We start from the raw sequence: 25,686 nt of genomic DNA on the forward strand, positions 1-25,686 counted from the left end.
GGGAGAGAGACAACGTCATCTCACTCCGGTGACCCAATGCCCGCGATAGCTTTATCGGCCGACGGTCGCCGAGACGACCGGCGCCATATCGACACGCTGCCGCATCAGATCGGTGAGCCAGATAAGATGTGCCGCAGCCTCCGCGAGGGGCATTTCGCATACCTCCTCGAACAGTTCCTGCTGATAGTCGAGATCGCGATCGAGAATATCGCGCAGGCGCTCCCGCGCCGGACTGTCATCCTCCTCGATCCCGGCATTCGCCTCGCGCGCGGCATCGAGAAAGGCTTCGGCCAGTTCCTGCGCCTCATAATAGCCGGCATTCAGCCCCTCGCTCGCGGCCAGGCTCGCCAGCCGGCGGCGCACCAGCGGCAGTTCGGGATCCGCCGCCGCATCGTCGAGCGGCAGGTTGAAATCATAGGTGGCGAGATAGTCCCGGATCATGTTGCGTTCCTCCATGGAGGGTAGAACATAAATCGAACGAGATTGCAATATCCGCCATCGCCATGCCATGGGAACGCCCATGTGTATTCCTGTTTTCCCGATGCCCGACGTTGCGCCCACGATCAGCAGAATTGGACGATCTGATCTGACCGAGATCTCCGCATGACCGAAAGCAAGGCGCCGATGCGACTGCGTGGAATCGTTCGCATGAGTGAGCGCGGCCCCCTGCTGGAGGTCGAGGACGGCCCGGTCTGGCGACTGGAAACGGGCGACGATCTGCAACCCTATCGCGACCTGCCGGTCCGCGTCGAGGCATGGCCCCGCGGGACTAGCCTGCTCGAATTGCTCTGGATTGGTCCAGCCTAACCGCTGTTGCCTGTGGCCGGGTGCCTGGTCCGATGGCCGGCCCTTACGGCTCGAAACGCGGATCCCCCGCGACCGTCGTTGTCGACACAAGGCGTGACGCGGAGCTTGCGCGGCTTCTCCAACGGTGCAGTTGTGGCTCGATCCGTCGCGCCTTGGCGGCATAATCGACGACGTCCTGGGGCGAGACGTACAGCATCGCCTCGCTGAATGCCTCGGGTGAGGGCGGGAAGCTTGCGTTCGCGCAAGCGAAGACGACGCGATTGCCGCGCCGCTCGGCGGGTACCGTAATGGCCCGTCCATCGAAGCTGGCCGCGATCCGCCGTTTGAGGATCGTGAAGGCCGTCATATTGTCGCAGAGGTTGGCGACCAACAGCCCATCAGGGCCGAGCCGTTCCCGGCAACTGTCGTAGAAGGCCCGGACGCTCAGCGCTTGCGGAAGGCCGCGGCTGTCGAAGCCATCGAGGAGCAGCACGTCGGGCTTGCCCGCAGCGTTAGCCACATAATCGACGCCGTCAGCACGGATGACGCGAAAGCGGTGATCGTCCGGCGGGACATGGAACTGATCCCTGAGTGCGATGACCTCGGGATCGATCTCCACGACCGTGATGTCGCAGTCGGGCAGGCAGCGGTAGCAGGCCTTGGCAAGAGACCCGCCGCCCAGGCCGATCATCTCGATGCGCCGGGGCTGCGGTCGGAACAGGCGGAAGCCCATCATCACCCGCGTATAATCGAACAGGAGATGGTCGGGATCGCTCAGCTTCATCCCGCTCTGCACCGTCGTCCAGTCGAACAGCAGCGACAGCATGTCTCCGAACCGGAACAGCATGGGACCCGTAGCCCCAAACGGAGCGTCGAGCGCGATCGGGATCTGTCCGGCGCCGTCAAATCGGTCCTGAAGGTTCGAACCCGGTTCCGGCCGCTCGAACCGCAGGTCGAAAACCAGGTCGTGGAACTGGTCGAGATCGACGTCCCCGCCGGGAGAGTGCGGCTCGATCGCGCGAACGGCGTCAGTCATCGTGCATATGCCATGCCCCGGATGGACCACTGGGAACCGAGAGATCACGCTCCCATCGCGCGAGTTCCGCGGCGTTCAGCACCTCCAGCCGTGTCAGCCGGTCGGCTTCTTCCCGCCCGAGCGACTGCCGGGCCAGTCCCTCGCGCACGAAATCCTGCAGCAGCATGTTCTGGAGCAGGAGGAAGCCGGTGAACCTCTTGGCTGCCCTCATCACGCGGACCACGCGTCGCGAAGAGACAGAATGGTCGGGGCGTCAGGGACGGAGGTCACGGTTGGCGTTCCTGGCTCATGTTGGTGTGGAGGTGGATGTTATCACATGGATGGTAATTTTGCACGATTGAACTATGATGCTTTATACATCATAGGGCGGCGATGATCACCTCTCAGCAGATGCGGGCGGCGCGGGCCCTGCTCGGGATCGACCAGAAGCGATTGGCGGAACTGGCCGGCGTGTCGCTGCCGACGATCCAGCGGATGGAAACATCCGACGGGCAGGTGCGCGGCGTGATCGAAACGCTGGTCAAGGTCATCTCGGCCCTCGAGCGGGAAGGCGTCGAACTGATCGGTGACAATGCGCCCAGCCAGGGCAGGGGGCGCGGTGTGCGTCTGCGCGATGCTATGGCGACGCCTGGTTGATAGTTGAATGGACAAGAGCAGATGACGGACAGCAACGACGACTATGTGTATGACGAGGAAAGCGGCGAATGGATGCCCGCCTCGGAACTGGCCGAGCGCCAGCGCGCTGCTACGCAGGTGGAGGTTCGCGACTCCGTCGGCAATCTTCTTGCCGACGGCGATCAGGTGACGCTCATCAAGGACCTGGACGTCAAGGGTGCGGGCCAGACGCTCAAGCGGGGCACGCTGATCAAGTCGATCCGCCTCACCGGTGACGATCAGGAGATCGACTGCAAGTTCGACGGCATCAAGGGCCTCGTGCTGCGCGCCGAGTTCGTCCGCAAGCGCTGATGGCGCGGCGCAGGATCCCCATGCCATCTGCCGAGGCCATTCGCGCGCAGGCGGACGGTGAAGGCCGTCTCGCGATCCGGGCAACGCCCAACGCTTTGGCGGATGCGATCCTGCTGCCTGCGGAGGAGAGCGTCTCCGAACTGCTCGTGCGGACTACCGCCACGCCGGAGGGCGGCAAGGCCAACGAGGCGATCCTGCGGCTGCTCGCCGATGCGCTGGGCCAGCCGGTCTCGACGCTCGAAGTGCTGCGCGGCGGCAGCGGGCGGACCAAGCTCGTGCGTATCGGCGCCGCGCGGGGATGAGCGCGACATGCTGATCCGCCAGGGCGATGCGCGCGATAGTCGTCTCGACCGCAAGCTGGCCTTCGCGCTGGCGGCGGTGGCGGGCGGGCTCAATGCCGCCGCCTTTCACGAGGTGGGCTTCTTCTCGGCCAATATGACCGGCAATGTCTCGGCCCTGTCCAGCCTGCTTGCCATGGGGCAATGGGCCCATGGCCTTGGCTATCTTGCCATCGTCCTCGCTTTCATCTTCGGTGCGATGGTCTCGACGCTTGTGATCGGTGCCGGCCTGCGCCGGGGCATCGTCACCATCTACGCGCGCGTCATCCTGGGAGAGGGCATCCTGCTCGCACTGCTTGGGGCTTCCCGCATGGCGCTCGATCGCACTGCTGGCGTCCCCATGCTTATAGTCGGTCTGGCATTCCTGATGGGGCTACAGAACGCCATCGTTACGCACATCTCCAATGCGCGCGTGCGCACCACCCATGTCTCGGGCATGTCGACCGATATCGGCATCGGGCTTGCCCGGATGATCGATATCCTGTGCGGGAAAGAGGAACCCGCCGATCGGGAGGCTGTCATGACCCGGCTGCGCCTTCACGCGGGGACCGTGCTGTCCTTCCTGCTGGGCGGTGTGGCGGGCGTTCTCGCCTGGCGGTCCGTTGGGGACTTGAGCTTCGCCGTCGCCGGGCTGCTCCTGGCATTCATCGCCATCATCTCCATCAGAGGTGCTGCGCGCACCATGATTCCGGAAAGCTGACGCGCGGCACATTGGTCTACGGACATCGTTGGCGCCCCTTCTGCACGTTCGCTTCTTGCATCTCACCACCGAAAGCCGCCGGTTTCGGTCAAGCTATGTGGGCGCAACGCAGGCCCTTCTGCGCGTTCTTCAGGTTTCCCGTCGTCGTCTACACGAGTGGCCCCAACACAAAGTCCGCCCGTTGTTCTACCGTGCGTTTCGGAAGGATGATCGGACCATAGCCGAGATCGGCATAGGTGAGCACGAGCCGGTCAAATTCGGCGATGGCCGCATCCAAATCGTGTCTGCGCGCCGGTTGTCACCCCGCATAGCGGGTCTCCAGCAAGTCCAGTTCGCGCACGAGCTTGCGGGCGACCTCGCTGCCAAGTTCTCGCTTCCGAACCAGGCGAAAGATGGCTGTTCGTTCGGCTTTGAGAGCGGCAAGCCGCAACTCGATCTCGATCCGCTCGATGTGACGCCGGGATTTGCGTTCGGGAGCATCCCCTTCGCGGCTCTCGATCCTCAACCGATAGCTGTCCATGATCCGCGCGGCCGCCGCGACATAGATATCGGCATCGTCTTTCCCGTCCGCCATGGCATGTTCAGCCTTCTCGACTGCAGCGATCGCGGCTTGTGCTGCAATCACACGAGCCTTGTCCTCTTGGGCAAGCTGCGAGCCCTCCTGCGGCATCGTAAGTCCATGCAGGAGCAACGGGAGCCCCACGGTTGCCACGAACAACGATACGATAATCACGCCCATCGCGAGAAAGATCGCGAGATCGCGCGCCGGAAACGCGCTGCCGTCCGCCATGGCAAGCGGAAGCGTAAGAACACCGGCCAGTGTGATCGCCCCCCTTACGCCGGCAAAGGACATCGCCGCGACCACACGCCAATTGGGCTGCTTTCGCCATTCTCCTGATCGGAACAATGTGAGGCGAAAAGACAGCCAGACCCAGAGAAAACGGAGTGCGGCCAGGCCGAGATTGATCGCGACCACATATATCGCAAGCCACCAGGGCTCATGGTGACCCGTCAGCCGCACCGTGTTGGTTGCCCCGGCAAGAATGGCCGGTAGCTGCTCGCCCAGCAGCACGAAAATGATCCCGTTTGCGGTAAACTGGATCGTATCCCAGATCCCGGTGCGGCGAATGCGTGTCGCGGCCGCGACCTCGCCGCGGGTCTCGACAAACCCCATCGTGATCCCGGCCGCGACGGCTGCGAGGATGCCCGAGCAATGCAGATGCTCAGCCACCAGATAGGAACCGAACGGGATGAGCAGGCTGATCAGGACCTGCGCTCCACCATCCTCACCATATTGACGCGACACCCAGTTCTTCGTCCGCGCGACGGCCCATGTCACCCCAACGCCGACAGCGATCCCGCCGATCGCGACCCAGAGGAAATTGAGCGCGGCGGTCTGGATCGAGAAAGCGCCGGTCAGTGCCGCCGCAACCGCAAAGCGCAGGCAGACCAGGCCCGACGCATCGTTCAACAGCGATTCGCCCTCGAGAATATGCATCATCCGCTTGGGGATGGGCACACGCTGGGCAATCGCCGAAACCGCGATCGGGTCAGTAGGCGAAATTACCGCAGCAAGGGCGAAGGCCACGGCCAGCGGCATGGACGGGATCATCCAGTGGATGAACAGGCCCATGCCGAGCACCGTGAATATGACGAGGCCGAGCGCCAGTTCGAGAACCGTCTTGCCGTCCTTGAACAGTTCCTCGCGTGGAATACGCCAGCCGTCGAGAAACAACAGGGGTGGCAGGAAGAGCAGGAAGAAAATCTCCGGATCGAGCTCCACCCGCCAATTGGCGACCAGTCCGATCGCTGCACCAAGCGCGATCTGGAACAATGGCCTTGGTAAGGGAAGCGGCACGATCCGGGAGGCGATGCCGCTCACGATGACGGCTACGAGCAGAAGCAGAACGATCGTGATAATTTCCAAGACGCTGTCCCATGATGGAAGGATTGATCCCTTCTCCCGGTCCGGCGCGGAGGCGTCAATCTGAATAGCTCTGCACGCGCCGGGTAAATCCCATCCGGCATGACAGGTGTCAGGTCAGGCCGTCAGTTTTGCCTTTCGTCCCGCAGGCGCTGGCGCAGGCGCTTCACATAAGCGGCGTCCACCAGATCGTCGGGACCCAGATCGAGCGCGCAATTGGCAAGTGAGGCCAGCGTGCTGTCGCTCAGCCTGAAGCCGCGCGGGATATGTCCGTGGCTCGCCGTGTCATTTTCCCTGATCAGTTCGAACAAGGCCTTGAAAAAGTCGGCCCGCGAGCCGCGTGAACCCGTCGTTGCCGCCCTGGTCAGCGGATCGGTGGCATTGGTGCCGGCAATGTCTGCATCCTGCCCGATCACCCGGACGATCTCCGCAAGGCTCGGCCAGTATTTGAGATCATAGCGGCTGCTCAGTGGCTTCAACTCATCCTTGAGATGAAAGCGGTAAAAGCCGTTCTCACGCGATGCCGCGCCGATCACATCGACAATATGATAATGGGTGTCGCTGGCGAACCCCGAAGTGTTCCCGATCTCGGAGCGCTCCTCAAGGAGACCGGCAAGGTCCGCCGCCAGTTCGGCGATCTCGCGGTTGACCTCCTCGAGGCGGTTGCGGGCATCGCGGGCATCGGCCACCCGCTCCGGATTCCAGAACGCGGCGACATTGGTGACAATGCCGAGCATCGTCTCAATTCCATATGGCCGCGCGTGCAGCTTCTCATGGATTTCGGCATAAGCCTCGACCAGTTCGAGGCGCCGTCCGAGCAAGCGGTCGATGATCCTGTTTTCGCTCGGGAGGATCGCCTTCTCGATATTGCCGGCCTTGTCCGCGCGCAGGATATCCTCGCAAATCCGGGTGGGCTCGGTGGTCAAATCTGTCGCCATTCGTGAAGTCCTGTCATTGGTGATGCGACACCCTACCGCGGGCCGGAACAGAGTGTCGGCACCTGAAACGAGATTTTCTGCATCGCGCTCAGGTACGCGGCGAACATGTCCCTACGAAGCTTGCGCTGGAGATTTTCCATTTTGACATCCACCATATTCCTGCGGCTTTAAGAACTTATCCGCTTCTGGCGCTTAGGTTCGCATGTCCTTCTCCTGATTTCTCCCACATGACACGGAATGAGCCGCATGCGAGGGGCCATGAACCTGTTACCACAATGGACCGATCGAGCAGACAAGCGTGGCCTTGATCCCCTCGGTATGCAGAATAGTGGCGTTCTGCTCTATCAGTCGTTGCTCCCCGGCATCAGCAACGTCACACTGCGCATGCGCTATTATGGCTATTATTGCTGGTTGAGCGAAACCTACGCCCGCAAAGGGGCCACCAACGATTTCGAAGCCTGGCGTAGCTGGGTGCGACGCGCCGAGGCGCTCTACGCGCTGGTGTCGGCGCAGGCCGGCGAGACTGGGGTCGGCGGAATCGACTGGGCCAATCGCCGCCTGGCCGCCGCAGACCGCATCGTCGATTTCGAAGCGGCTGCCTCGACCGACCCCGCGCAAGAACGTTATCTGCGTCAGTCGCTCGGTGTCTTCGGCGGCGCCTATTACAGCCAGATGGTCGAGATGGGCCTGTTCACCGAGAACAGGCACGGAATCCAGGTCGCGACCCGGGATCTGGGACGTCGCGCTGCCACGCTGTTTGCCGACGCGATCGGTCCAGACCTCGCGAAACTCCTGCGTGCGAAAATCGCCGATGCGCGCGTCAGCCTGCGCGAACTGGAACGGCTCGAACCGATCATACCCTCGGGCATCGGTTCGGACAGCGAGGAACGGCTCTTCTATGAAACGCTCTTGTTCGCCCGGGGAGAAGCTGCACAGAAAAGCGCCCCCAGTCGCGCCGCGACCCTCGCCCTTATCCTCGATACGGCGCGTGTCCGCGATGCATGTCCAGGCCCGGACCAGGTCCGGTGGCATCTGTTCGACCCGCCGCAGATCGCTCTGCCCGGCGATCTGGAAGCACAGCGCCTCAACTGGGAAGCCTATCAGTGCCAGGATCTCATGCAGATCGCTTGTGCCGCGCTCCTCGCCTGGGCCATCGCGATCATCAACAGCGCGCCCCAAGGGAGGTCGCTTCCCGAAATCCGCGCCGAGATCGTCGCGCATCTCGAGGCGCATGAGGATGGTGGCTTCTCGGCGAGCTGGCGCGACTTGCGCCTCGGCCTCGATTCCACGGACTTCGCCTATGAGGATGCCTGGGACCGATTGACCAGCGCGCGCGGCGCCGTGGCCGACAAGGCGGTTCAGGCGATCACGCTGATGGCGGCACTGCATCAGCGTATCGCCGATCGATCCGATCTTGCTGCTGCGGTCGCCGAGGGACTTTCTGACCGAGGCTCCGCTCATTCGCTGCGGACAGAAAGCTTCTGGCTGGAGCAAAGGGAAGGGGAGGCCGTCATCGACCTGATCGCCGACTATATGCTCGAGCGCGTCGTTCGCCGGCATAGCTGGGTCGCCATGCAGAAGTTGCGCCGCCAGCGCGATTATACCTTTCTGTTCGAACAGCGCGAGGCCAGACTCGTCTATCTGGCCGCGTACCAGCCTGTCGCCACGACGCCGCGCCTCCAGCCGGCGATCCAGTTCCTGGCCGATATCCATCTCCTGGACGAGAATGGTCCGACAGCACGCGGCCTTGCGGCTCTGGAGGCAGCGCAATGAGGCTCGCCGACCGTCTTGGTCGCCGCGCCGGCCGGCCCTTCCACAGTGCGATTGCCACGAGCTTCGCCGTCGAGTTCGCCGCGGTCGAGGAAATCCTCCTGCCCCAGCTCATGGCAAGCGGTGCCTCCAATCTCCTCCTGATCAGCGATGCCCGGATGGCCGCGCTCGCCCTGTCCGATGGATCGACCCTTCCGACCGCGCTCGGCCGGGACTATGCGCTCTACAGCCCGCCGGCCGCCGACGGGATTTTCCACCCCAAGATCATCCTCCAGATCGGCCGCGACAGCGCGCGTGCTTTCGTGAGTTCGGCCAACCTGACCGCCTCCGGCCTCGCGGGTAACGCCGAAGTCGTGATCGAGATCGAGTGCAAGGACGAGGACAGTCCCGAGCGCGCCATCATCCGTTCCGTGTGGCGCTATCTCGATACGCTGGTGCCGAAGATCCCATCACCCGCGCGCGATGCAATCCTGTGGGCACGGGAGCGCGCAGCATGGCTCGATGGCCCCATCGCGCAGGATCTGCACGAACTGGAGGATGGGTCCGCGATCGCCTTCCTCCATGCACCGGGCGAAAGTGGCATCGCGGACCGGTTCGTCGCGCTGGTCGGCGATGCAAAGGTCCGGTCGCTTGTGGCGATAAGCCCCTATTGGGACAGCGATCTCAATGCACTCGCTGACCTGTCCCGCCGCCTGGCGCCCAAGCATATCATCCTGCCGATCGATCCAGTCGGCCACGAATTTCCCAAGGATGCTCCCTTCGCGAAGAAGGTGCGGATCGTCGCGCTCGACTGGCCGTCCCAGCGCTTCACCCATGCCAAGATCCTGATCGCCTCGACTCCAGAGCATGATCATGTCCTGCTCGGCAGCGCAAACTGCACGACCGCGGCATTAGGCCGCCCCGGCGCGGTTGGCGTCAATGCCGAAGCCTGTATCTATCGTCGCCTGCCGCGAGGGTCGGCGTGCGAGGCGCTGGGCCTCGATCGCTGGCTCGATGGCGATGCGATTGATCTCGATGATCTTCCAGAACCCGTTGAGACTTCGCCCATACCGCTCAAGGCGATCGAGGCAGGCCAGCCCGGCGCCTTCGAACTCGAGTCCGGTCTGCTTCACTGGCGACCGTCACAACCCGACAGTGAGGGCGGGGATGTCCAGTTGCTCGATCGCAATGCCCGGCTCCTTGCCTCGATCGCGGTCACGGCCTTCCACCATGGTGAGCGCGCGCTGACGATCTCGATCGATCCGGCGGTGTATAAGGCCGTGCGCTTCGCTCGCGTTGCAGCAGGCGATGTGCTGTCGACCATCGCGCATGTGACGCATCGCGACGCCCTCCGGAGCCGCCGTAAGGAAGTGGCGACCGGCAATGTCGCCCGGGCTCTTGCTCCTTTCACCGATGGCGCGGACTTCGACTTGTGGATGCACCAGGCCTTCGAGACCCTGGCCCGGGCTGATTTCGATTCCGACCAGGATCACCGCAAGCTTTCCGCCGCCCGTCCGCAGGCGCGAAAGGCAGACGATGAGCCGGCCGTCCCCGTGTCGCTCAGCTATGAGGAGTTCACGCAAAGCCGGGCAAGCACGGGGCGGCAGGGAGGGCAGGGCGCCAACAGTCTTGCCGGAACCTACAGCGACAGCATCCGTGACTTCCTCAATCTTCTCTCCGGCCGGGGAGCCACGCCCGCCCCGGATGACGATTACGATCCGGAATTCGACGACCCACCGGAGGACGAGACCGGTGGGGATGCGGATGAGGATATCCCAGGCTCTGCTGCCGTTGAGCCTGCCACTCGGGATGAGGATGAACCTCGCCACGAGCCGATCGATGCCCGCCTCTATGAGCGGCACCTCGTCGCTTATGTCGACGGGCTCGAGGATGACGAGCCGCTCGGATCGAGCGATGTCCTGCGCCTGCGCTTCTGGATTCTCTTCCTGCTCTACAAGGCCCGCTGCACCGATCTTCCCAAAGGGCTCGACACATCCAGTGCCGCGCTGGCCTGGCCCCGCTTCCTCGTTCGCATCCTCGTCGGCTTCTTCTGCGGTCGCAAGCCGGCGATCACCCGCATCATGCTCGCGCGCGATTATGGCGCGATGCCGGTCGATTTCATGGAATGCTGGATCACCATCCTTTGGAGTCTGGATGCGATCGAAGGATCGCTGTCGGGCCGCCCCAGGGACCGGGAGTTCCTGAAATATATTCCTGGCCTGCGGCAGCGCGTCATCTCGCTTCTCGGCCTCGCGCCAACCGAACTGAACGGTGAGGTCGCAACCGATGTTCGCGCCGGCCTCGACCGGTCAATCGGCATCAGGCTCGGGCTCGCCAGCGCCGTCTCCCGCCACGACATGCCCCAACCATAAGGGCAACCTGCTGCCCTTGAAGTCCCAGTTGGCGAGCGGCGCGAACCATTCCGGCGCCGCCTCGCCGTGAAGCTGAATCACCTGGTCGCCATCCACCGTTTGTTCGGCAAAGTAGCGGCTGAAAATGCGGCTGGCCCAACCGATACCGTCAAACCCCTGATCCGATGGCTCTTCGGGATGCGCGAGGAACTCCACGCCGGAGATCGCCCCGCCATCCATGCGCGCCACCGGTTCCTCGATCGACCAATCCCCGAACATGAACAGGATCTGCGCCAGCCTGAGATCCCTCGGGTCGGTCAGCTCAGTGTCCCCGCTGAACATCCGCGCGGCACCGATGATGAACTGCGCCAATCCCTGTGCGCTGAGGGATTTCGGCATCGCCTGGTCTGCATCCAGAACCAGCCGGAGCGGCGACCGCGTCATGATGATCACCTCACCGAGCCGCCCGAAGTCGTTCGCCATCACCGCGTCCTGCATGGAAACACGAAGGCCCCCGTCCGCGCGGCGGAACCGATCGGGCGAGATCACCGTCCAGATGTTCCAGAGCGACCAGAAGATCGCCAGCTTGAGCGGCGTGCCGACCATATCCGCATAGGCCTGAAGCGACCCGAGATAGGCCGCCGACATCGACGTGCGCTGCTTGAACGGCTTGCGGCAGCGGACATTCTTGACCTCGATCAGCCATTGCTCGCCATCGTCGAGCACCACCCGAAAATCCGGTGCACGCGCTGTGGTCGCGCCATGGACGCGCCCGATGTCCTCGGTCTTGAACATCCTGAAACGCCCGAGCGACAACACCGTCGCTTCGAACAAGCGCTCGGTCCGCGACCCATGGATCAAGGTGGCGTCCGACAGCGCCGCCGCGAGCCTGGGCCGGGCATCCGCTGTGAAACGGTCGATCAGCGCAGGATCATTGAGCGCGACCCGATGGCGCTGCGCGAATGCCGCCAGCGAAGCCAGCAGATCGAACGCCTTTGGCTGGGGCAGGTCCGGCGCGCTTCCTTTGGTCACAGGCGGTCCATCATGCTTCGCTCGCATCAAAAGGCAGGCTGATAACGGCCAGCGGCAGGGGATCGGCAAGGCCCCGGAAGCGCGTGGCGGCACGAATATAGCGGACCAGGTCGGACTGCCGGATCCGCACATGCTCGCTCGCCAAGGGCTCCCCGGGCAGCAGATCGAAATAGTCGGTCGCCATATCCTCCCAGAGATGGGGAGCCATGGCGCGGAGGCGATCACAGGACCGCCCCTCGCCATGGCGCACGACATTGGCGACCACGAACATCTCGGTAAGGACCCCGCCGATCGGGTCTGTCGCAAGGTCGATCCGTGCCTGCCGGGCACAGCCGGCGAGCAACGCCTCAAAGCCTTTCAGGTCAATCATCCGGGCCTCGCCGGCGTCATGAATCGCGCGCGCCCAGAGGCTCAATTGCCGCTCGAACACACCAGCCAGCGTCAGAGTGAACGCCTTGGCTGCCTCATTGCCCGTATAGTTGTCGACCTGCGCCGCGGCGCGATCAAGAAACTGATCGAGGGTTGTGGCTTCGCCTGTCTCCAGCACGGCATGGTGCGGCAGGCTTTTCATCACGGGAAGGATCACGCGCTCGAACAGCCGGCCAAGATTGGCCTCGAACACCCGCGGCAGTTGGTCCCTGTTCGACAGCATCCACAAACTCTCCCATATGCGCGATCCGTTATGTCGAATGAAAATGAAGGAAAGGCACCGCCTTGCAAGTCACCATAGTCTTGCGGGATCGTGAAATGATGTAGGCTGACCGCCAGACTTGGCTCGTGAGGGGAACTGTGTGCGTAAATCGGGAAGCAATGCGCATCGGGCGGCTTCGAAAAAGCCCTATAATGAACGGACCGATCTGGAGAAACTCCAGTCGCAATGGACCAAGCTCTCCGGCCTGCATGGGCGTGACGAACCCTCCGCCGCCATCGTGCGCCGCGCGACAGCCGCTGAGATCGCCGCCAACTATGCGGTGCGGACGGAATGGGCGCACAAGACCCAGTTCGACGCCGCTATCGTCGATCAGTTCCTCCGCTGGGCAAACGGCCTGCCGCTGAAGGTGGAGCGGTTGTTCGTCCCGATCTATTTCGCGACGCCGAAAACAAGTCCGGTCGCCAAGGCGCTCATCAAGTCCGCCGAGAAGATCAATGCGGTTCGCAACGCTGTCGTCCACCAGGGCTCCTTCAGCAGCACACAGGAAGCCGAAACGGTCATCACGGAGGCGAAGGCGTTCATCAACATGATCGTCGGCCTCTCGATCGAGGGGTTCGACATCGATCAGAAAAAGCCGCCGGCTGAAGGTCCCATTCAGGCTACGGAGACACCGAACTGAGGGGGGGGACCAGTCGGTCGAGGCCGCATCCCAAGGCGTTAGAACCTGCGCGGCATTCACGGCATTCATGAACTCATCATATGCCGACGCCGTCGTTGCTGGAAAAGGTATGCTGCCATCCCTAACTGGAACAAGGATGGAACATAACGCTCACGGTTTCCGGTGGATCGAACGCGTGAGGCATTGGGGCAGAGGAGTGCAGGAGTAGGCTATGGAGGACATTGACTGGGACCATCTGCCTCCGACGACCGCGCCAAGCGTTCCGGTTTCAGTGCGCGGTTTCAGCGACCCTGATGTTGCGCGCAGGCTGGGTGAGGCGGTCGGCGAGGCCGTTATGACAGCCGGCTCCTTCTTCGATCTCTCGACCCTCGAGGGCGTGACGGTCGGCGTCGACTATGACGATGTCCTCGCCAGCATCGATCAGGGCATGGAAGGGCTGAAACCTCTCTCGCGGACGGACAATGCCGAGGTTCAGGGGGCCGCCAAAACCTGTCAGGTTTTACGTGATGGCAAGGTGCTGAGCCATATCGCCCTTAATGCAGGACCCGTCTATGCCTTGATCGAGGGAGAGGATGCGAAGCCCGATGACCTGCGTCTGGCCGTCGGCATCATCGCTCATGAGTGCGGCCATGTCGAGATCAACGCTCGTATGGAGGCGCTTGTCCCGGACGCGCGCCTCGGTTCGAAGATCGATGATTTCGAGCGCGCGGTTCTCTTCCAGATCGCCGATATCGTCTGGGATGAATATGCCGTTTGTCGCCTGACACACCGGCTTTCCCCGCGACAGAACGAGCAGCACGCCGAGACGATCGTGACCGCCGTTCCGGGCGCACGCGCCCGTGCCAATGCCGCCATTCGCGCCTTCAGGCACCATGGCAACGACTATAGGGTGATCGGTGAGGCGGGCGCGGAGCTTTGTCAGCCGCTCAAGCTTGCCGCCTATCTGTTGGGTGGGATGGATGCCGCCGGCCTGAGTTGGACCGATTTTCCGGAGGCGCGTGCGGCCATCGAGAGTGAGGGCTATGCCCCGCTTGTCGACCGAATGCATGCCATCTGCGGCGCACTCTGGGATGATCAGGACAAATGGAGCCCGGACAAGGACGTACTCGCGCCGCTGATCGACATCGGCCGTGACGCGTTTCGCGATGGGGGAATAGTCTTTGTCAAAGACCCCTTCGGAGCGTGGCGGATCCACGTGCCCCTGACCCCGCAGACCATGCCGGAATGAGCCGCAAGCGAGAATAGTTTGACGGATGTCCGCTTGCGCGGCCACCGGGCTCTATCTCCGCTTGCGCTCCGACCAAGCCCCTTCGGGTCTTGTCGGCTGACGCCGTAACGATCCCTTCCGCGGCGCATGGGGCAGGGGTCATGCTTCCCCCCGAGAGGGACAGCCTGAGGCACGACCGGCGCCATGCAGGCTTCGCCTAAGGAATCGCGCTGGTCGCGCGATGCGGTTCGTGGAGCCAGCCGCCAAGCATCGCCCCCTTCGCCGCCCTCACAGGATCCGCGCGTTGCAGAACCGGGCCGGGGATGCAACGAGTTGCGTCGCCAAGCTGCGCTAACTGAAAATGGGCCGGCGACGTTTGTCTGTTTTCAACAGAAGCGCCGGCCCATTTTCAGCAAGCTCCGCTAGGCTCCCGTGCCTGTTGCATCCCCGGCCCGGCCCTGCGCCTTCGGACCTGCGAGGGCGGCTCCGGGTGCGATGACTTGTCAGCCGGCCCACGCTCCCTCTCCATTCAAGCAGAACCGTCCGCGATGCGGACGGTGCGTCTTTGCCCTTGTGGGCCGCTGGCACGGCCGTTCGATGCTCGAGCTCACCAGGTACGATGAAATTCTGTCAAGAAATCAATGGCATGGAGGAAATGGAGGGGAGGGAGTAGGGTTCAGATGTGGCCGGGAAAGAGAAACGGACCACGGAACAGAGAAAGGATGAAGTCATGAAGATCGGTAACTTCAAGTTCGACGAACGCGCCAGCGACATTATCGGCAAGATCGCCACCCGCGAGATGCGCTTTCCTTACCTCATCATGCGCCGCGTCGAGGATCGACAGAGCGACAGCGCCCCCGTCTATGAAATTTACGAGACGAACCGCGCGGGCGACGAAATCCAGATCGGCGTCGTCTGGGAACGCAAGATGCGCTCCAATGACGAAGTGTTCCTGTCCGGCATGATCGACGATCCGAGCTTCCGCGAACCGCTTCCCATCGCTCTTTTCGGGGACGAGACGAACGGCTTTGACGTCCAGTGGCGGCGCGAACGCGAGCGCGAGGCACAAGGCGGCGGCTTTGGCGGGCGCAATGGCGGTGGACGGTCGGGCGGCGGGTTCGGCGGACGGACCGGCGGCGGTTTCTCCGGCGGCAGCACCGCAGGCGCGGGCGGCGAATATACCGGAGGCGGGCGCAGCCTTGACGATGAGGTGCCTTTCTAAGCGGCACCCAAGACGGGCCGGGGGGAGCGCTGGAACGCTTCCCCGGTCCTGAACCGCTACCCCGTCACAAGGAACCAATCCAATGAGCAAGCCAACGGCCTTGCGCAGCGTTAGCAGCTTTGCCGACCTGCCGGAACTCTATGCTGAAATGACCGCCGTCCCCGATTTCGTGGCGTCCTTCGGCGATCCCTTGCCGCTTTCCATCATTGAACCGGACGAAGAACCGGGCGAATTTCTCATGCCCGAGCCCATCGCGGCGCAGGCGGAATGCGGCGGGATCATCGCCGCCATTTTCGACTTGCTGGGCGATACCCGGCTGGACCCGCTTGCGCCTGAACTGGCGTGGGGTTTCGTCAACAGCTTTCACTTTGTCGCGGGCAGGCTGGAGCGGCGCGAGGATCAACTTGCCGATACTTTGGCCGACATGGCCCGCCGACTGGAACCGGGCGAAGTCTTCAACAAGGAGCTTGAGGACACCCAGCTTGAATGCCAGTCGGTTGCCGAACAGCGCGCCGCCATGGAAGCCATGCGCGACTATGCCGCCGCCATGTATCGCACCTATGCAGGCCGCCCATGGTCGCCCGCCAAGGGATCGCGCGCGTCCCATGTCACCACCGCCAGCCAGATTAGCGCGCTAGATTTCCTGCGTGCCCGATCCGAACGGCGGCGCGACCGCTACGACCCGCAAGGCCCCGTCGTCGTCGTCTCCGGCCCGTCCGACTGGCACGACTGGCGGATTATCTGGGGACGCCTCGACCAGATCAGGGCGCGCATTCCCAATATGGTGCTTGTCACCACCGGGCAGCGTCTTGGGGTGGATGCAGCCGCCGCCGCATGGGCCGCGCAAAGGGGCGTCGTCTGCATCGCGTTCGGCCTCTATGGGCGCGGTAACGGCAAAGCCTTCCGGCGCAATCGCAACATTGCCGAGCTTATGCCCGTCGAGGCGTTGCTATGCGAAGGGTCGGGCATCCAGTCGAGCCTTTACGACCTGTTCAACCCGGAAAAGGGCCACCGCGTCCCGACCCATGTTTTCATGAGGACGGATCAGGAACCCGCCGTGCCGATCAAGAAGAAGCGCCGCGTCATAGCGGCCTGATCGACCAACCCGAGCAAAGAGGGGCCGGAGCGGGATACCGCGACCGGCCCCTTGTCGTGCCTTTGGCACGAGCGAGGGAAACCCGATCGGTTTCCCCCGCGCTGCTCCTTTTGCCGGGCGTTCCGCCCGCCAACGTCGCTCCCCCTTCCGCTAAGGATGCACGACCTTTGCGCCATCATCCCCGCCAGACGGGGCAGCAGCAGCGCGCTTGCGGGATGGCCCCGGCGACGGTTCTGCCTGGACACCGGATGCCGCGAGCCCTTTGAGCGCGGCAATTGCTACGCCGCCGCCCACCCGGATGGCCTGGCTCAGCACATCGCGAAACTCGCGCTCGCTCAGCTTCTCGACCGGCAATTCCGTCGCCAGCTTTCCATAATGCGCGCGCAATCCACGCCGCACAGCCTCCGCCTCTTGGGCAAGGTTGCGCTGATCGGTCTCGATCTTCGCGAGCCGTTCACGATCCGTCATCTTGGGCATTCTTGGACTCCTTCAAAAAAGGAGGTCTGCCCGCCGCCCTCGACTATCCATCAAGGACCATCGCCATGCAATGCCTTACCCGCAAGTCGGAGCGCGATCACGCCCGCAAACGTCCCCAACCGGGGAGACCCGCCCACGGTCGAGTCGACGGGCGCAGCAGGCAAGCGCGCTGCGGAAGGGGGACGCACGCCGGAGGCGATTGTAATGCACCCCACGCACGGGTGCTGCGGGCGCGAATCGCCCGGATTTCCGCCACTTTCCACTGGCACAGGGCGGCTGTCGATCTGGCACTTATCGGCTGCCGCTGGCAGCCACGCCCTGTCGTTCCCGACCCTAAGCGATTGATCTGCCTTGGCGCTTAGTGGCTGCCAGCGGCAGTTTTGATAAATTGTTGAGATAACGTCGTAATTCGGCTATATGGACTGCGCTTCACCACGTTGCTGGCGTGTCGGACAAGGAGTCCGCCGCTTGGCACGCATCACAATTCGCATAGACGATGACCTCTATGCGCGCCTCTCTGTTCAGGCGCGCAACGCAGGTCTCGGCGCCGCAACCTATTGTCGCGACATCCTCGAACGCTTCGAAGGCAGTGATCCTTCGGGCTATCACGCCCGCTTCGACGAACTCCACGCGACCGTTATCCAGGCCTTCGCCATCCTCGCTACCTCGGTCGGCGAGCGCTCTCCCGACATCCTCCAGAAGGGGTTGGGCGAAGCCCGGCGCCTCCTCCGTGAAAGGGGGCTGCTCGATCCCGAGCAGGATCGGCCATGAGCATCTTCCGCCATGACACGCTCGGCTCCTGGACGCGGGGCGGCCAGGCCATCGTCCACAATGTTCGCATGACGACGCAGGTTTTCTACCAGACGTTCCTTGCGGGCCTGGTCGTCTGGATCGGTGGCATCATCTGGTACGCACTGGAAAAATCGTCCGAGTACGAACGCTTCGTGATGCTCAAGATCACGCAAGCCTATTTCATGGGCGATACGTTGCCCGGCAACGCGACACCGATCCTGTTCAAGACCCCGACAGGCCAGCAATATTGGACCACGCCCAAGGCGCTCGTCAGTTCGGGTGTCGCGCACAAGACTCTGGCCGCGTTCGAGACCTATCTCCTCCATGGCGCGCTCCTCGCGGGTGTGTTCGCTCTCGCCATGTTGGGGTGGGCATGGTTCTACTTCACCCGCACCGGAAAGGGACTCGGCTCCAACCAGTTCCTGCGAGGGGCCAGGTTCGGCACCGTGCGGCATGTGCGCCGGGCACTATGGCGTCATGCCAAGGGCAGCTTCGACATCGGCGGTGTCAATGTGCCCGACGCCTTCGAGCCGGAGCATATCCTGCTCTGCGGGGCTCCAGGTACCGGCAAGACCAACATCATCGTCAAGATGCTCGACGGCATCCGGAGGCGGAAGCGCCGCGCGATTGTCTATGACACGGCCGGCACCTTCGTCGAGAAGTTCTACCGGCCGGGGATCGATATCCTGCTCAACCCGCTCGATGCGCGGACGGACTGCTGGTCGCCGTGGGTCGATGTCCCGCGGGACTATCACTACGACCAGATCGCCGAGTCCACGATCCCCGACAAGACCGGCGATCCCTTCTGGGCGAAGGCGGCGCGCGGTACCCTGGTTGCCGTGATGAGGAAGCTGGCGCGCCAGGAGCGCACCCTCGTTTCGATCCTGCTCGACACGCTGCTGCGCTCCAGCCTGAAGGATCTCGCCGCCTTTGCCGCCGGTACCGATGCGGCGGCATTCATCTCGACCGAGGGCGAGCGCACCAGCGCCGGCATCCAGGCTGAGCTCGCCTCGGTGATGCGCAGTTTCTCCTATCTCGACGACACCGCCGACGGCTTCTCGATCCGTGACTGGGTCGCCAACGAGAAGGATGACAGCTGGCTCTTCATCACCGTCAAGGCAGATCAACTTCCCTCGCTCCGCCCCCTGATCACGGTATGGCTCGACATCGCAATCAGCGCGATCATGAGCATGACGCCTGATCGCAACCGTCGCCTCTATTGCGTCATCGACGAATTGCCGACCCTCCAGCGTCTGCCTTCACTCGGCGACTTCCTCGCCCGCGCGCGGAAGTATGGCGGCTGCGGAATCCTGGGGTTCCAGAGCTACCCCCAACTCGAGGCGACCTACGGCATTCAGGATGCTGCGGCGATCACAGGCTATTGCTCGACCTGGGTGGCGCTCCGGGCCAACGATACTCCCACCGCCAAGCATGTCAGCGAGAACCTCGGCCAGGTTGAGCAGGTCGAAGCCAATGAGGGCATGTCGTACGGCGTGAATGACATGCGCGACGGGGTGAACCTCTCGCGCATGCAGGTGACCAGGCCCTTGGTGATGCACACAGAGGTCACGAACCTCCCCAACCTCATGGGCTATCTGCGGTTCGGTCGCAGCCTGCCTGTGGTCCGGTTCGGGGACAGCTATAACAAGGTTGCCTCCGTCGCCGAGGCGTTCGAGGAGCGCGCCGCCGCTCCCATTCGAATGGCGGTTCCGGCGCCTTCCGTGCCTCCGGCACCGGCGACTCCGGCACCGCCGGCCAAGCCGAAAGCGTCCCCCGGGAAAAGGCGGCGCGTTGCCTCTACTGATCCCGAAGCAGAGCTGCCGTTCGTGCCGTATGAGGAGGGCTTGGATCCGTCGACCCCGCCCACCAATGATGAGCCGACACCTCCTCCGGCTGATGCCGTTGAGGAACGGAGGGTGATCGACCCGCCACCTCCGCTCGAGCTGTTCGGTAAGCCAGCCGGCTTCCGCCTCAGCCAGCACGGCCGTCATGACGGAGCCCGCAACACAGCGAGGCCGGCATGATCAATCCGATCCGCTTCAAGGGCAAACCCGCCAACATCGCACGCTATTATACGGTCGGCGATTATTACACCAAAGGCTCCGAAGAGCATTCCGAATGGGGTGGCAAGATCGCCGCCGAGCTCGGCCTGGAAGGCGATGTCGACCCCACCGTCTTCAAGGAACTGCTCGCGGGCAAGGTCGGCGACCAGCAACTGGGCCGTCGCCGGAAGGACGGCGAAGTCCAGCATCATCCGGGGTGGGACTTCGCCGTCAATGCCCCCAAGTCGGTCTCCATCATGGCGCTGGTCGCGGGTGACGACAGGATCGTGGAAGCGCATGAGCAGGCCGTCACGGTGGCGCTTTCGTATCTCGAGGAGCACGCGCTCATGCGGCACCGTGTCGATGGAGAAGTAACCGAGAAGACGACCGGCCGACTGATCTGGGCGCGCTTCACCGAGCATGCCTCCAGGGAGCTCGACCCGCACCTTCACACCCATGTCGTCGTCATGAACATTACCGACGAACAGGATGGAGCGAAGAAGGTCAGCCTCGAAACGCGGGCGATGTTCGCCGAGCAGATGACGGCCGGGCAGGTCTATCGGAACGAATTGGCCCATCTCCTCCGAGAGCGCGGCTACGATGTCGAGTTCGATCCACGTCGGGGCCTGTTCGAGATCAGGGGCGTCCCCAGGGACCTGATCACTGACATGTCGCAACGAGCCGAACAGATCGAGGCACATGCCAGGGAGCATGGGCTTACCGGGCAGGCGGAGCGGCAGAAGGCCTTCTATGCCACGCGTGGACCAAAGCAGAAGGTCTCGCTGGAGGAGCTTCACCAACGGTGGGACGGGCGGCTCGGTCAACATGCCGAAGCAGTGAAGGACACGCGTGCTGACGCCGAAAAAATCGGTGAGCGGCCCATCAAGGTCGATGGTCCGACCGCAGCACGGGCGATGCTGTTCGGTATCCGTCAATCGGAAGGCAAAGAAGCGGTCAACAATCTCGGGCGGATGTTGCAGGCGGCTCTGGCCTCGCACGTCGGCGAGGTCCGGCTTTCCGATGTGCGTCCCATTGTTGAGGAGCATCAGGAACGGGCCAAGCTTCTCGAAACCCGCCATCGCACCGGCGACGAGATTCACACCCGTGGTCGCACGACACGCAAGACGGCCCGCCTCGAAATCGCTCTGTCCGACCAACTGGCGCTTGCGCTCAATGACGCCCGGCCGTTGGCCTCGGTCGAGGCTTTGCGCGACGCAGGGATCGCCCGAGATCTCAAACCCGAGCAGAGGACGGCGCTCCTCCATATTGGCACGTCCGTCCATCGGGTCGTCGCTGTGCATGGCGTCGCTGGCTCTGGCAAGTCGACGATCATTGGCGCGCTACGCGAGGCGGTGGGGGAAGGGGCGACGCTGATCGCCCTTGCCCCGACCTCATCTGCTGCCGGTGAACTGGGGCAAAAGGCCAATATCGAATCGCGTACCGTGGCGAGCCTGCTCGCCACGGGCGGAGCAAAACTCCATGACAGCCACGTCCTGGTGGTCGACGAGGCCGGCCAGCTCGGCAACCGTCAGGCGATCCGGCTGCTGGAGATCAGCCGCACCACCGGTGCCCGTCTGATCCTGCTCGGCGATACCCGCCAGACGGGTGCGATCGAGCAGGGCAAGCCCTTCTGGTTGATGATGCGGCTCGGCATGCCAAAGGCCGAACTCAAGGACCCCGTTCGCCAAGAGAATGACGGCATCATGCAGGCGGTCCGGCTTGCTCGCCTCCAGAATTACGATGGCTCGCTCAAGGCGCTGGATTCGGTTACAAACGGTGCGGACAGCGAAGACCTGGCTAAGGCGCTGGTGGCTGACTGGACGAGGCTCAGTCCCGAACAACGGGCGAAGACCAACATCCTCGTTCTCGAGAATGCCACTCGCCTGATCGTCAATACGAGGATCCGCGAAGCCTTGAAGACGGAGGGCGCGTTGGCAGCCGAGGAAGCCCGGCTGTCCATCCTGTCGCCATCCGGCATGACCGACCAGGAGAAGCATTTCGCGCGTTTCTATTCCCGCGGGCAGGTCGTGACATTCTCTCGGGACAATGTCGGGCTCGGCATCGCTCGCGACGCTGAATACCGGGTTGTCGGAGTTGGCCGCGATGCTCGTGGTCGGCAGACGGTCAATCTGGTCGATGAGCACGGTAGGACCATCCAGTGGGATCCCCGTCTCGGGCGTGCTTCCCAGATCAACGTGTTCAAGGAGGAGCAGCGCGACCTTGCCGCTGGTGACCGCATCCAGTGGCGCTTGGTCAACAAGGAGCTGGAGCTCAAGAACGCCGAGCGTGGCACGGTGGAACGCCTCGATGGCCCGGTTGCAACGATCCGATGGGATCGAGGCGGCAGGGTTCAGGAAGTTGAGCTCTCCCGGTACCGTAACTGGGATCACGGCTACGGCGAGACTGTCTACTCCGCACAATCCAAGACCTACGATCGGGTATATGTCCTGGCGCCGGTCAACTCCGCGTTAGTCACGGGCCAAAATTACTACACCGCGATCACGCGGGCCCGCCTCGGCGCCCGCCTCTGGACCGAGGACCGGGAAAGACTGGTCGATAAGCTAAAGCTGAGGTCGGGCGAGAAAACTTCTTCGCTCCAGGGATTAGGTAGGGTCGACCGCGACAGCCTCAGGGGACGGACAGCGCAACATGGTGAGCGCTGGGACCGGATACGTGATGAGCAACGCGCCGAACGCGAAATCCGCAAGAACCGGACAACGGAGCAACTAGAACCGGAGAAAGGGTCGCCGCCGACGAGTCTCGCCGAGCGACTCGCCGGCCGCGCACAATTCGCAGCGGCCTTCCTTGATCGATGGATAGTGTCTCTCCTCGACCGAAGCCCCGACCGGGGTGCCGGCCGCGATGCAAGCGGCGCCCCACCGCCTACGCAGCAACCAGTTCCCGAGCCGGCCCACACCAACGCGCAAGATCATGGAGGCGGCCATGATCGCTAAAATAATGCACGTGAGAGTACCATTGGCGCTGGTCATGCTGTTCATGGGGCCTGTCGTCGCAGATGCCCGGTCGCAGTCGCCACAGGCTCATGAAGCTCGTGTTGGAGCTTGTATTCGGCAGGCGTCGGGCGGTCGCGCATGGCTCGAGAAAACCCTTTGGGGGCTTCGTGATCAGGAAGGAGGCTGGATTGGTGCCGAGGTACCGAACAGCAACGGCAGCCATGATCTTGGTCCGCTCCAGGTCAACAGCTTCTGGGTGCCCAAGCTATCGACGCTGACAGGCCGTCCACCGGATCAGGTTCGGGCTTGGCTTATGAGCGACCCATGCTTCAACGTTCAGGCCGCGCGCTGGATCTTCCTATCGGCGCTATCCGCAACGGGCGACTATTGGAAGGCGATAGGCGTTTACCACAGCCCCACGGGCTGGCGACAGCGTCGGTACGTCCTATCCGTTTCGCGTCACCTCGAGCGTCGCTTCGGACCTCGCGTTTTTTCCGTCACTCCGTCGGTGGCACAGCCATGAGAAGGCTGAGGCTCGAAACCACGACCTACGGAGAGTTGAAACCCGCCGTAGAGGATGTCGCCGATCAATCCGGCCCGGCTCCGCCGACACACACACCTGGCAGGGAGGACCGCTGGACGATCAGACGAAGTGCCCTGTCCCGACAACTCGTTCTGGACGCGCAGGCAGTCTTTACGCGCCGATTGCGAAGGCCCGTGTCTGAGAACGAGGCAAGGAACATGCTCGGGAATCTTGCAGATTATCTCTGGATGCTGGTTCAATGGGAGGTGACCGCGGCTGATCCCCCAGCGGATGTGAAGGAAAAGAATCAGTCAGCGAGACCCCGTGATCGACCCAAAAAGTCCGATCATGTAAAACGGAAGCCGTCACGCCGTCCCCCGCCCGCATAGTCGCTCTCTTCACGGCTTGCTGGAGGGGAGGGAGGTGTGGGAGGTGCCCTTGGCAGGATTCAGGAATGACATATGGCCCGTCCGCGTAAACCCAAAGCTCAATCATCTGGTCGAGGCCATTCCGCTGGGGGCGAGAAGGCTGTCCTATATGCTCGCGTCTCTACAGCTGAGCAGGAGAAGGAAGGCTTCTCCATCGACGCGCAGGTTGCTCTGATCCGTGAATATGCGGAGCGGATGGGGGTCGTCATCGTCGAGCAGTATGTCGATGTCGAGACCGCAAAAAAGACCGGCCGTACCCAGTTCGAGGCGATGCTAAAATATCTCCGGGGTCACCCTGGGGTGCGGCATTTGCTGGTCGAAAAAACGGATCGGCTCTATCGCAACATCAAGGATTGGGTGACGCTCGATGGCTTCGACATCGAACTGCATCTTGTAAAAGAAGGAACGGTTGTCTCCCGCGATTCGCGTTCCTCCGAAAAGTTCATGCATGGGATCAAGGTTCTCATGGCTAAGAACTATGTCGATAATCTCTCCGAGGAAGCCCGTAAGGGCATGCTCGAAAAGGCGAAGCAGGGCATCTGGCCTTCTCAGGCTCCGCTCGGTTACCTTAATGTCGTTGGCCCGCAGGGAAAAAAAATCATCGTCCCCGACCCGAATCTCGCTCCCATCGTCATGCGTGTGTTCGAATGGTTTGAAACGGGTGATTACGCCCTGAAAGATGTCACCCACAAAGCGCGGGCTGCCGGGCTGAGGTACCGTCGGAGCCAGAAACCCGTCGGGACCAGCACTATCCATTACATGCTTCGGAACCGCCTGTACGCCGGTGCCTTTGAGTGGGGTGGACGCCTGTACCAGGGAACACACGAGCCGCTCGTGAGCCAGGAGACATGGGAGAACGTTCAAGAGGTCCTTGATGGCCGGAGCGCGAGCAACGTGCGGGCGAAGCCTCTACGGTTCGCTTTCACAGGGTTGATCACATGCGGTCATTGTGGCTGCGCGGTGGTCGCCCAGATGCAGCGGGGCCGGTACATTTATTATCACTGCTCGGGCTTCAAGCAGAAATGTCCTGAGAAGTATGTGCGCGAAGAAACCCTGGCTCAGGCTTTCTCTGAGCAGCTCGCCCGTCTCCACATGGACGACGAGGTGTTCGCGCTAATCGAGCGAGCGATTCGCGAATCACACGGTGACAAGAACAGGGAGCGGTTGGAGATGGTCGGCCGCCTGAGAGGGGAGGCTGATCGACTTCAGCAAAGATTGGATAAGCTGTACGTCGATCATCTCGACGGTCGGATCACCGCCGACATGCATGACCGCATGGCCGCCGCCTGGCGCGAGGAGCGGGCTGGATGCCTTCGCAGAATGGATGTCCTCAACAATGCGGAGGATGCCTACGTCGATGATGGGATCGCTCTTCTGAACCTTGGTCGGAAGGCTCATTCCACGTTCAACCTACAGTCTCAAAACGGCAAAAACACCGCTTTGAATCTGTTGGTTTCGAACAGCACTTGGGCGAACGGACAGCTGTCGGTCACCTTCCGTGAACCGTTTAATATGCTTGAAGAAATGTCGCTTGTAGATCGAGGATCCGAGCCGCCGGCAGGGCCGGGCGGCTCGGATTATCCTGAATGGCTCCCTGAGTAGGATTCGAACCTACGGCCGCTCGATTAACAGTCGAGAGCTCTACCGCTGAGCTATCAGGGAACAGTGCGGAAATGGCCCGCGATAATGGCTCCCTGAGTAGGATTCGAACCTACGACCGTCCGATTAACAGTCGGATGCTCTACCGCTGAGCTATCAGGGATCAGTGCGGAGGCGGCCCTTTAGCAGCGGGGT

At 62.7% G+C, this 25,686-nt stretch carries 24 protein-coding genes and 2 tRNA genes; 16 read left to right on the forward strand and 10 right to left on the reverse strand.

The features are described from left to right. Nucleotides 1-51 precede the first annotated feature (51 nt). Complete coding sequence (locus NX02_RS09455) at nt 52-441, reverse strand: hypothetical protein (protein WP_025291952.1); 390 nt, start codon at nt 439-441, stop codon at nt 52-54. 162 nt (nt 442-603) lie between these two features. Between NX02_RS09455 and NX02_RS09460 the strand changes: the two genes are divergently transcribed. Beyond that, a complete protein-coding gene (locus tag NX02_RS09460) occupies nt 604-807 on the forward strand; it encodes a DUF5818 domain-containing protein (RefSeq protein ID WP_025291953.1) in 204 nt (67 codons plus the stop codon). 43 nt (nt 808-850) lie between these two features. On the opposite strand, the gene NX02_RS09465 is transcribed toward NX02_RS09460, so the two are convergent. Next, nucleotides 851-1,822 carry a fused MFS/spermidine synthase gene (locus tag NX02_RS09465; protein WP_025291954.1) on the reverse strand — a complete coding sequence of 324 codons (972 nt, stop codon included), beginning with the start codon at nt 1,820-1,822 and terminating at the stop codon, nt 851-853. Next, the gene (locus tag NX02_RS09470) at nt 1,815-2,033 is read right to left on the reverse strand and encodes a hypothetical protein (protein WP_025291955.1); all 219 of its coding nucleotides are present in this window, start codon (nt 2,031-2,033) and stop codon (nt 1,815-1,817) included. The genes NX02_RS09465 and NX02_RS09470 overlap by 8 nt, the downstream gene beginning before the upstream one ends. A gap of 161 nt (nt 2,034-2,194) precedes the next feature. Here NX02_RS09470 and NX02_RS09475 point away from each other — a divergent pair, with 161 nt between their 5' ends. From NX02_RS09475 to NX02_RS09490, 4 genes are read left to right on the forward strand one after another with little or no spacing between them, the layout of a single operon-like run. Continuing rightward, the gene (locus NX02_RS09475) at nt 2,195-2,458 is read left to right on the forward strand and encodes a helix-turn-helix domain-containing protein (protein WP_025291956.1); all 264 of its coding nucleotides are present in this window, start codon (nt 2,195-2,197) and stop codon (nt 2,456-2,458) included. Nucleotides 2,459-2,479: 21 nt separating this feature from the next. Next, nucleotides 2,480-2,788 (forward strand): zinc ribbon domain-containing protein YjdM, encoded by a 309-nt coding sequence (locus tag NX02_RS09480; protein WP_025291957.1) that lies wholly within the window; start codon nt 2,480-2,482, stop codon nt 2,786-2,788. Then, entirely contained in the window at nt 2,788-3,090 is a 303-nt protein-coding gene (locus tag NX02_RS09485; RefSeq protein ID WP_025291958.1) for a DUF167 domain-containing protein, read from the forward strand. The genes NX02_RS09480 and NX02_RS09485 overlap by 1 nt, the downstream gene beginning before the upstream one ends. A gap of 7 nt (nt 3,091-3,097) precedes the next feature. Beyond that, nucleotides 3,098-3,826 carry a YoaK family protein gene (locus NX02_RS09490; RefSeq protein ID WP_025291959.1) on the forward strand — a complete coding sequence of 243 codons (729 nt, stop codon included), beginning with the start codon at nt 3,098-3,100 and terminating at the stop codon, nt 3,824-3,826. 298 nt (nt 3,827-4,124) lie between these two features. On the opposite strand, the gene NX02_RS09495 is transcribed toward NX02_RS09490, so the two are convergent. Further along, nucleotides 4,125-5,753 carry a Na+/H+ antiporter gene (locus NX02_RS09495; protein WP_025291960.1) on the reverse strand — a complete coding sequence of 543 codons (1,629 nt, stop codon included), beginning with the start codon at nt 5,751-5,753 and terminating at the stop codon, nt 4,125-4,127. Between the two features lie 122 nt (nt 5,754-5,875). After that, nucleotides 5,876-6,487, reverse strand: coding sequence for a hypothetical protein (locus NX02_RS09500; RefSeq protein ID WP_211258309.1), 612 nt, complete (start codon nt 6,485-6,487; stop codon nt 5,876-5,878). Nucleotides 6,488-6,523: 36 nt separating this feature from the next. Here NX02_RS09500 and NX02_RS33280 point away from each other — a divergent pair, with 36 nt between their 5' ends. The 3 genes from NX02_RS33280 (at nt 6,524) to NX02_RS09510 (ending at nt 10,809) form a co-directional block, all read left to right on the forward strand. Beyond that, on the forward strand, nt 6,524-6,694 hold the full coding sequence (locus NX02_RS33280; RefSeq protein WP_211258310.1) for a hypothetical protein: 171 nt from the start codon (nt 6,524-6,526) through the stop codon (nt 6,692-6,694). Between the two features lie 312 nt (nt 6,695-7,006). Then, nucleotides 7,007-8,461, forward strand: a complete 1,455-nt coding sequence (locus tag NX02_RS09505) for a hypothetical protein (RefSeq protein WP_025291962.1) — start codon at nt 7,007-7,009, stop codon at nt 8,459-8,461. After that, entirely contained in the window at nt 8,458-10,809 is a 2,352-nt protein-coding gene (locus NX02_RS09510; protein ID WP_025291963.1) for a phospholipase D-like domain-containing protein, read from the forward strand. Before NX02_RS09505 ends, NX02_RS09510 begins: the two co-directional genes overlap by 4 nt. Here NX02_RS09510 and NX02_RS09515 read toward each other — a convergent pair. Then, complete coding sequence (locus NX02_RS09515; protein WP_025291964.1) at nt 10,747-11,820, reverse strand: hypothetical protein; 1,074 nt, start codon at nt 11,818-11,820, stop codon at nt 10,747-10,749. The genes NX02_RS09510 and NX02_RS09515 overlap by 63 nt on opposite strands. Nucleotides 11,821-11,830: 10 nt before the next feature. Next, nucleotides 11,831-12,472, reverse strand: coding sequence for a hypothetical protein (locus tag NX02_RS09520; protein WP_025291965.1), 642 nt, complete (start codon nt 12,470-12,472; stop codon nt 11,831-11,833). Nucleotides 12,473-12,590: 118 nt separating this feature from the next. On the opposite strand from NX02_RS09520, the gene NX02_RS09525 reads away from it, so the two are divergent. From NX02_RS09525 to NX02_RS09545, 4 genes are all read left to right on the forward strand, one after another. Further along, a complete protein-coding gene (locus NX02_RS09525) occupies nt 12,591-13,151 on the forward strand; it encodes a hypothetical protein (RefSeq protein ID WP_245648820.1) in 561 nt (186 codons plus the stop codon). Between the two features lie 211 nt (nt 13,152-13,362). Further along, nucleotides 13,363-14,379 carry a hypothetical protein gene (locus NX02_RS30665; protein WP_025291967.1) on the forward strand — a complete coding sequence of 339 codons (1,017 nt, stop codon included), beginning with the start codon at nt 13,363-13,365 and terminating at the stop codon, nt 14,377-14,379. Nucleotides 14,380-15,040: 661 nt separating this feature from the next. Then, a complete protein-coding gene (locus tag NX02_RS09540) occupies nt 15,041-15,580 on the forward strand; it encodes a DUF736 domain-containing protein (protein WP_245648821.1) in 540 nt (179 codons plus the stop codon). Nucleotides 15,581-15,662: 82 nt separating this feature from the next. Continuing rightward, nucleotides 15,663-16,676: a DUF2493 domain-containing protein gene (locus NX02_RS09545; RefSeq protein WP_025291969.1), complete on the forward strand. Its 1,014-nt coding sequence runs from the start codon at nt 15,663-15,665 to the stop codon at nt 16,674-16,676. Between the two features lie 150 nt (nt 16,677-16,826). Here the strand turns inward: NX02_RS09545 and NX02_RS09550 are convergent, their stop codons facing one another. After that, nucleotides 16,827-17,153, reverse strand: a complete 327-nt coding sequence (locus tag NX02_RS09550) for a hypothetical protein (protein ID WP_025291970.1) — start codon at nt 17,151-17,153, stop codon at nt 16,827-16,829. A gap of 468 nt (nt 17,154-17,621) precedes the next feature. Between NX02_RS09550 and NX02_RS09555 the strand changes: the two genes are divergently transcribed. The 4 genes from NX02_RS09555 to NX02_RS31450 all read left to right on the forward strand — a co-directional run bounded on the left by NX02_RS09555 (nt 17,622) and on the right by NX02_RS31450 (nt 25,494). Then, nucleotides 17,622-17,924 (forward strand): hypothetical protein, encoded by a 303-nt coding sequence (locus NX02_RS09555; protein WP_025291971.1) that lies wholly within the window; start codon nt 17,622-17,624, stop codon nt 17,922-17,924. Beyond that, nucleotides 17,921-19,969 carry a type IV secretion system DNA-binding domain-containing protein gene (locus NX02_RS09560; RefSeq protein ID WP_025291972.1) on the forward strand — a complete coding sequence of 683 codons (2,049 nt, stop codon included), beginning with the start codon at nt 17,921-17,923 and terminating at the stop codon, nt 19,967-19,969. Before NX02_RS09555 ends, NX02_RS09560 begins: the two co-directional genes overlap by 4 nt. Continuing rightward, nucleotides 19,966-22,941 (forward strand): MobF family relaxase, encoded by a 2,976-nt coding sequence (mobF, locus tag NX02_RS09565; protein WP_025291973.1) that lies wholly within the window; start codon nt 19,966-19,968, stop codon nt 22,939-22,941. Before NX02_RS09560 ends, mobF begins: the two co-directional genes overlap by 4 nt. A gap of 984 nt (nt 22,942-23,925) precedes the next feature. Next, nucleotides 23,926-25,494 (forward strand): recombinase family protein, encoded by a 1,569-nt coding sequence (locus tag NX02_RS31450; RefSeq protein ID WP_025291974.1) that lies wholly within the window; start codon nt 23,926-23,928, stop codon nt 25,492-25,494. On the opposite strand, the gene NX02_RS09575 is transcribed toward NX02_RS31450, so the two are convergent. Together NX02_RS09575 and NX02_RS09580 are read right to left on the reverse strand one after the other, a co-directional pair. Further along, nucleotides 25,480-25,554: transfer RNA gene (locus tag NX02_RS09575), tRNA-Asn, on the reverse strand. The two genes, NX02_RS31450 and NX02_RS09575, sit on opposite strands and share 15 nt — an antisense overlap. A 25-nt stretch (nt 25,555-25,579) precedes the next feature. Then, nucleotides 25,580-25,654 (reverse strand) — tRNA-Asn (locus NX02_RS09580). Nucleotides 25,655-25,686: the final 32 nt, after the last annotated feature.

It is taken from the genome of Sphingomonas sanxanigenens DSM 19645 = NX02, assembly GCF_000512205.2.
In the GTDB taxonomy this organism is placed as follows: Bacteria; Pseudomonadota; Alphaproteobacteria; order Sphingomonadales; family Sphingomonadaceae; genus Sphingomonas_D; species Sphingomonas_D sanxanigenens.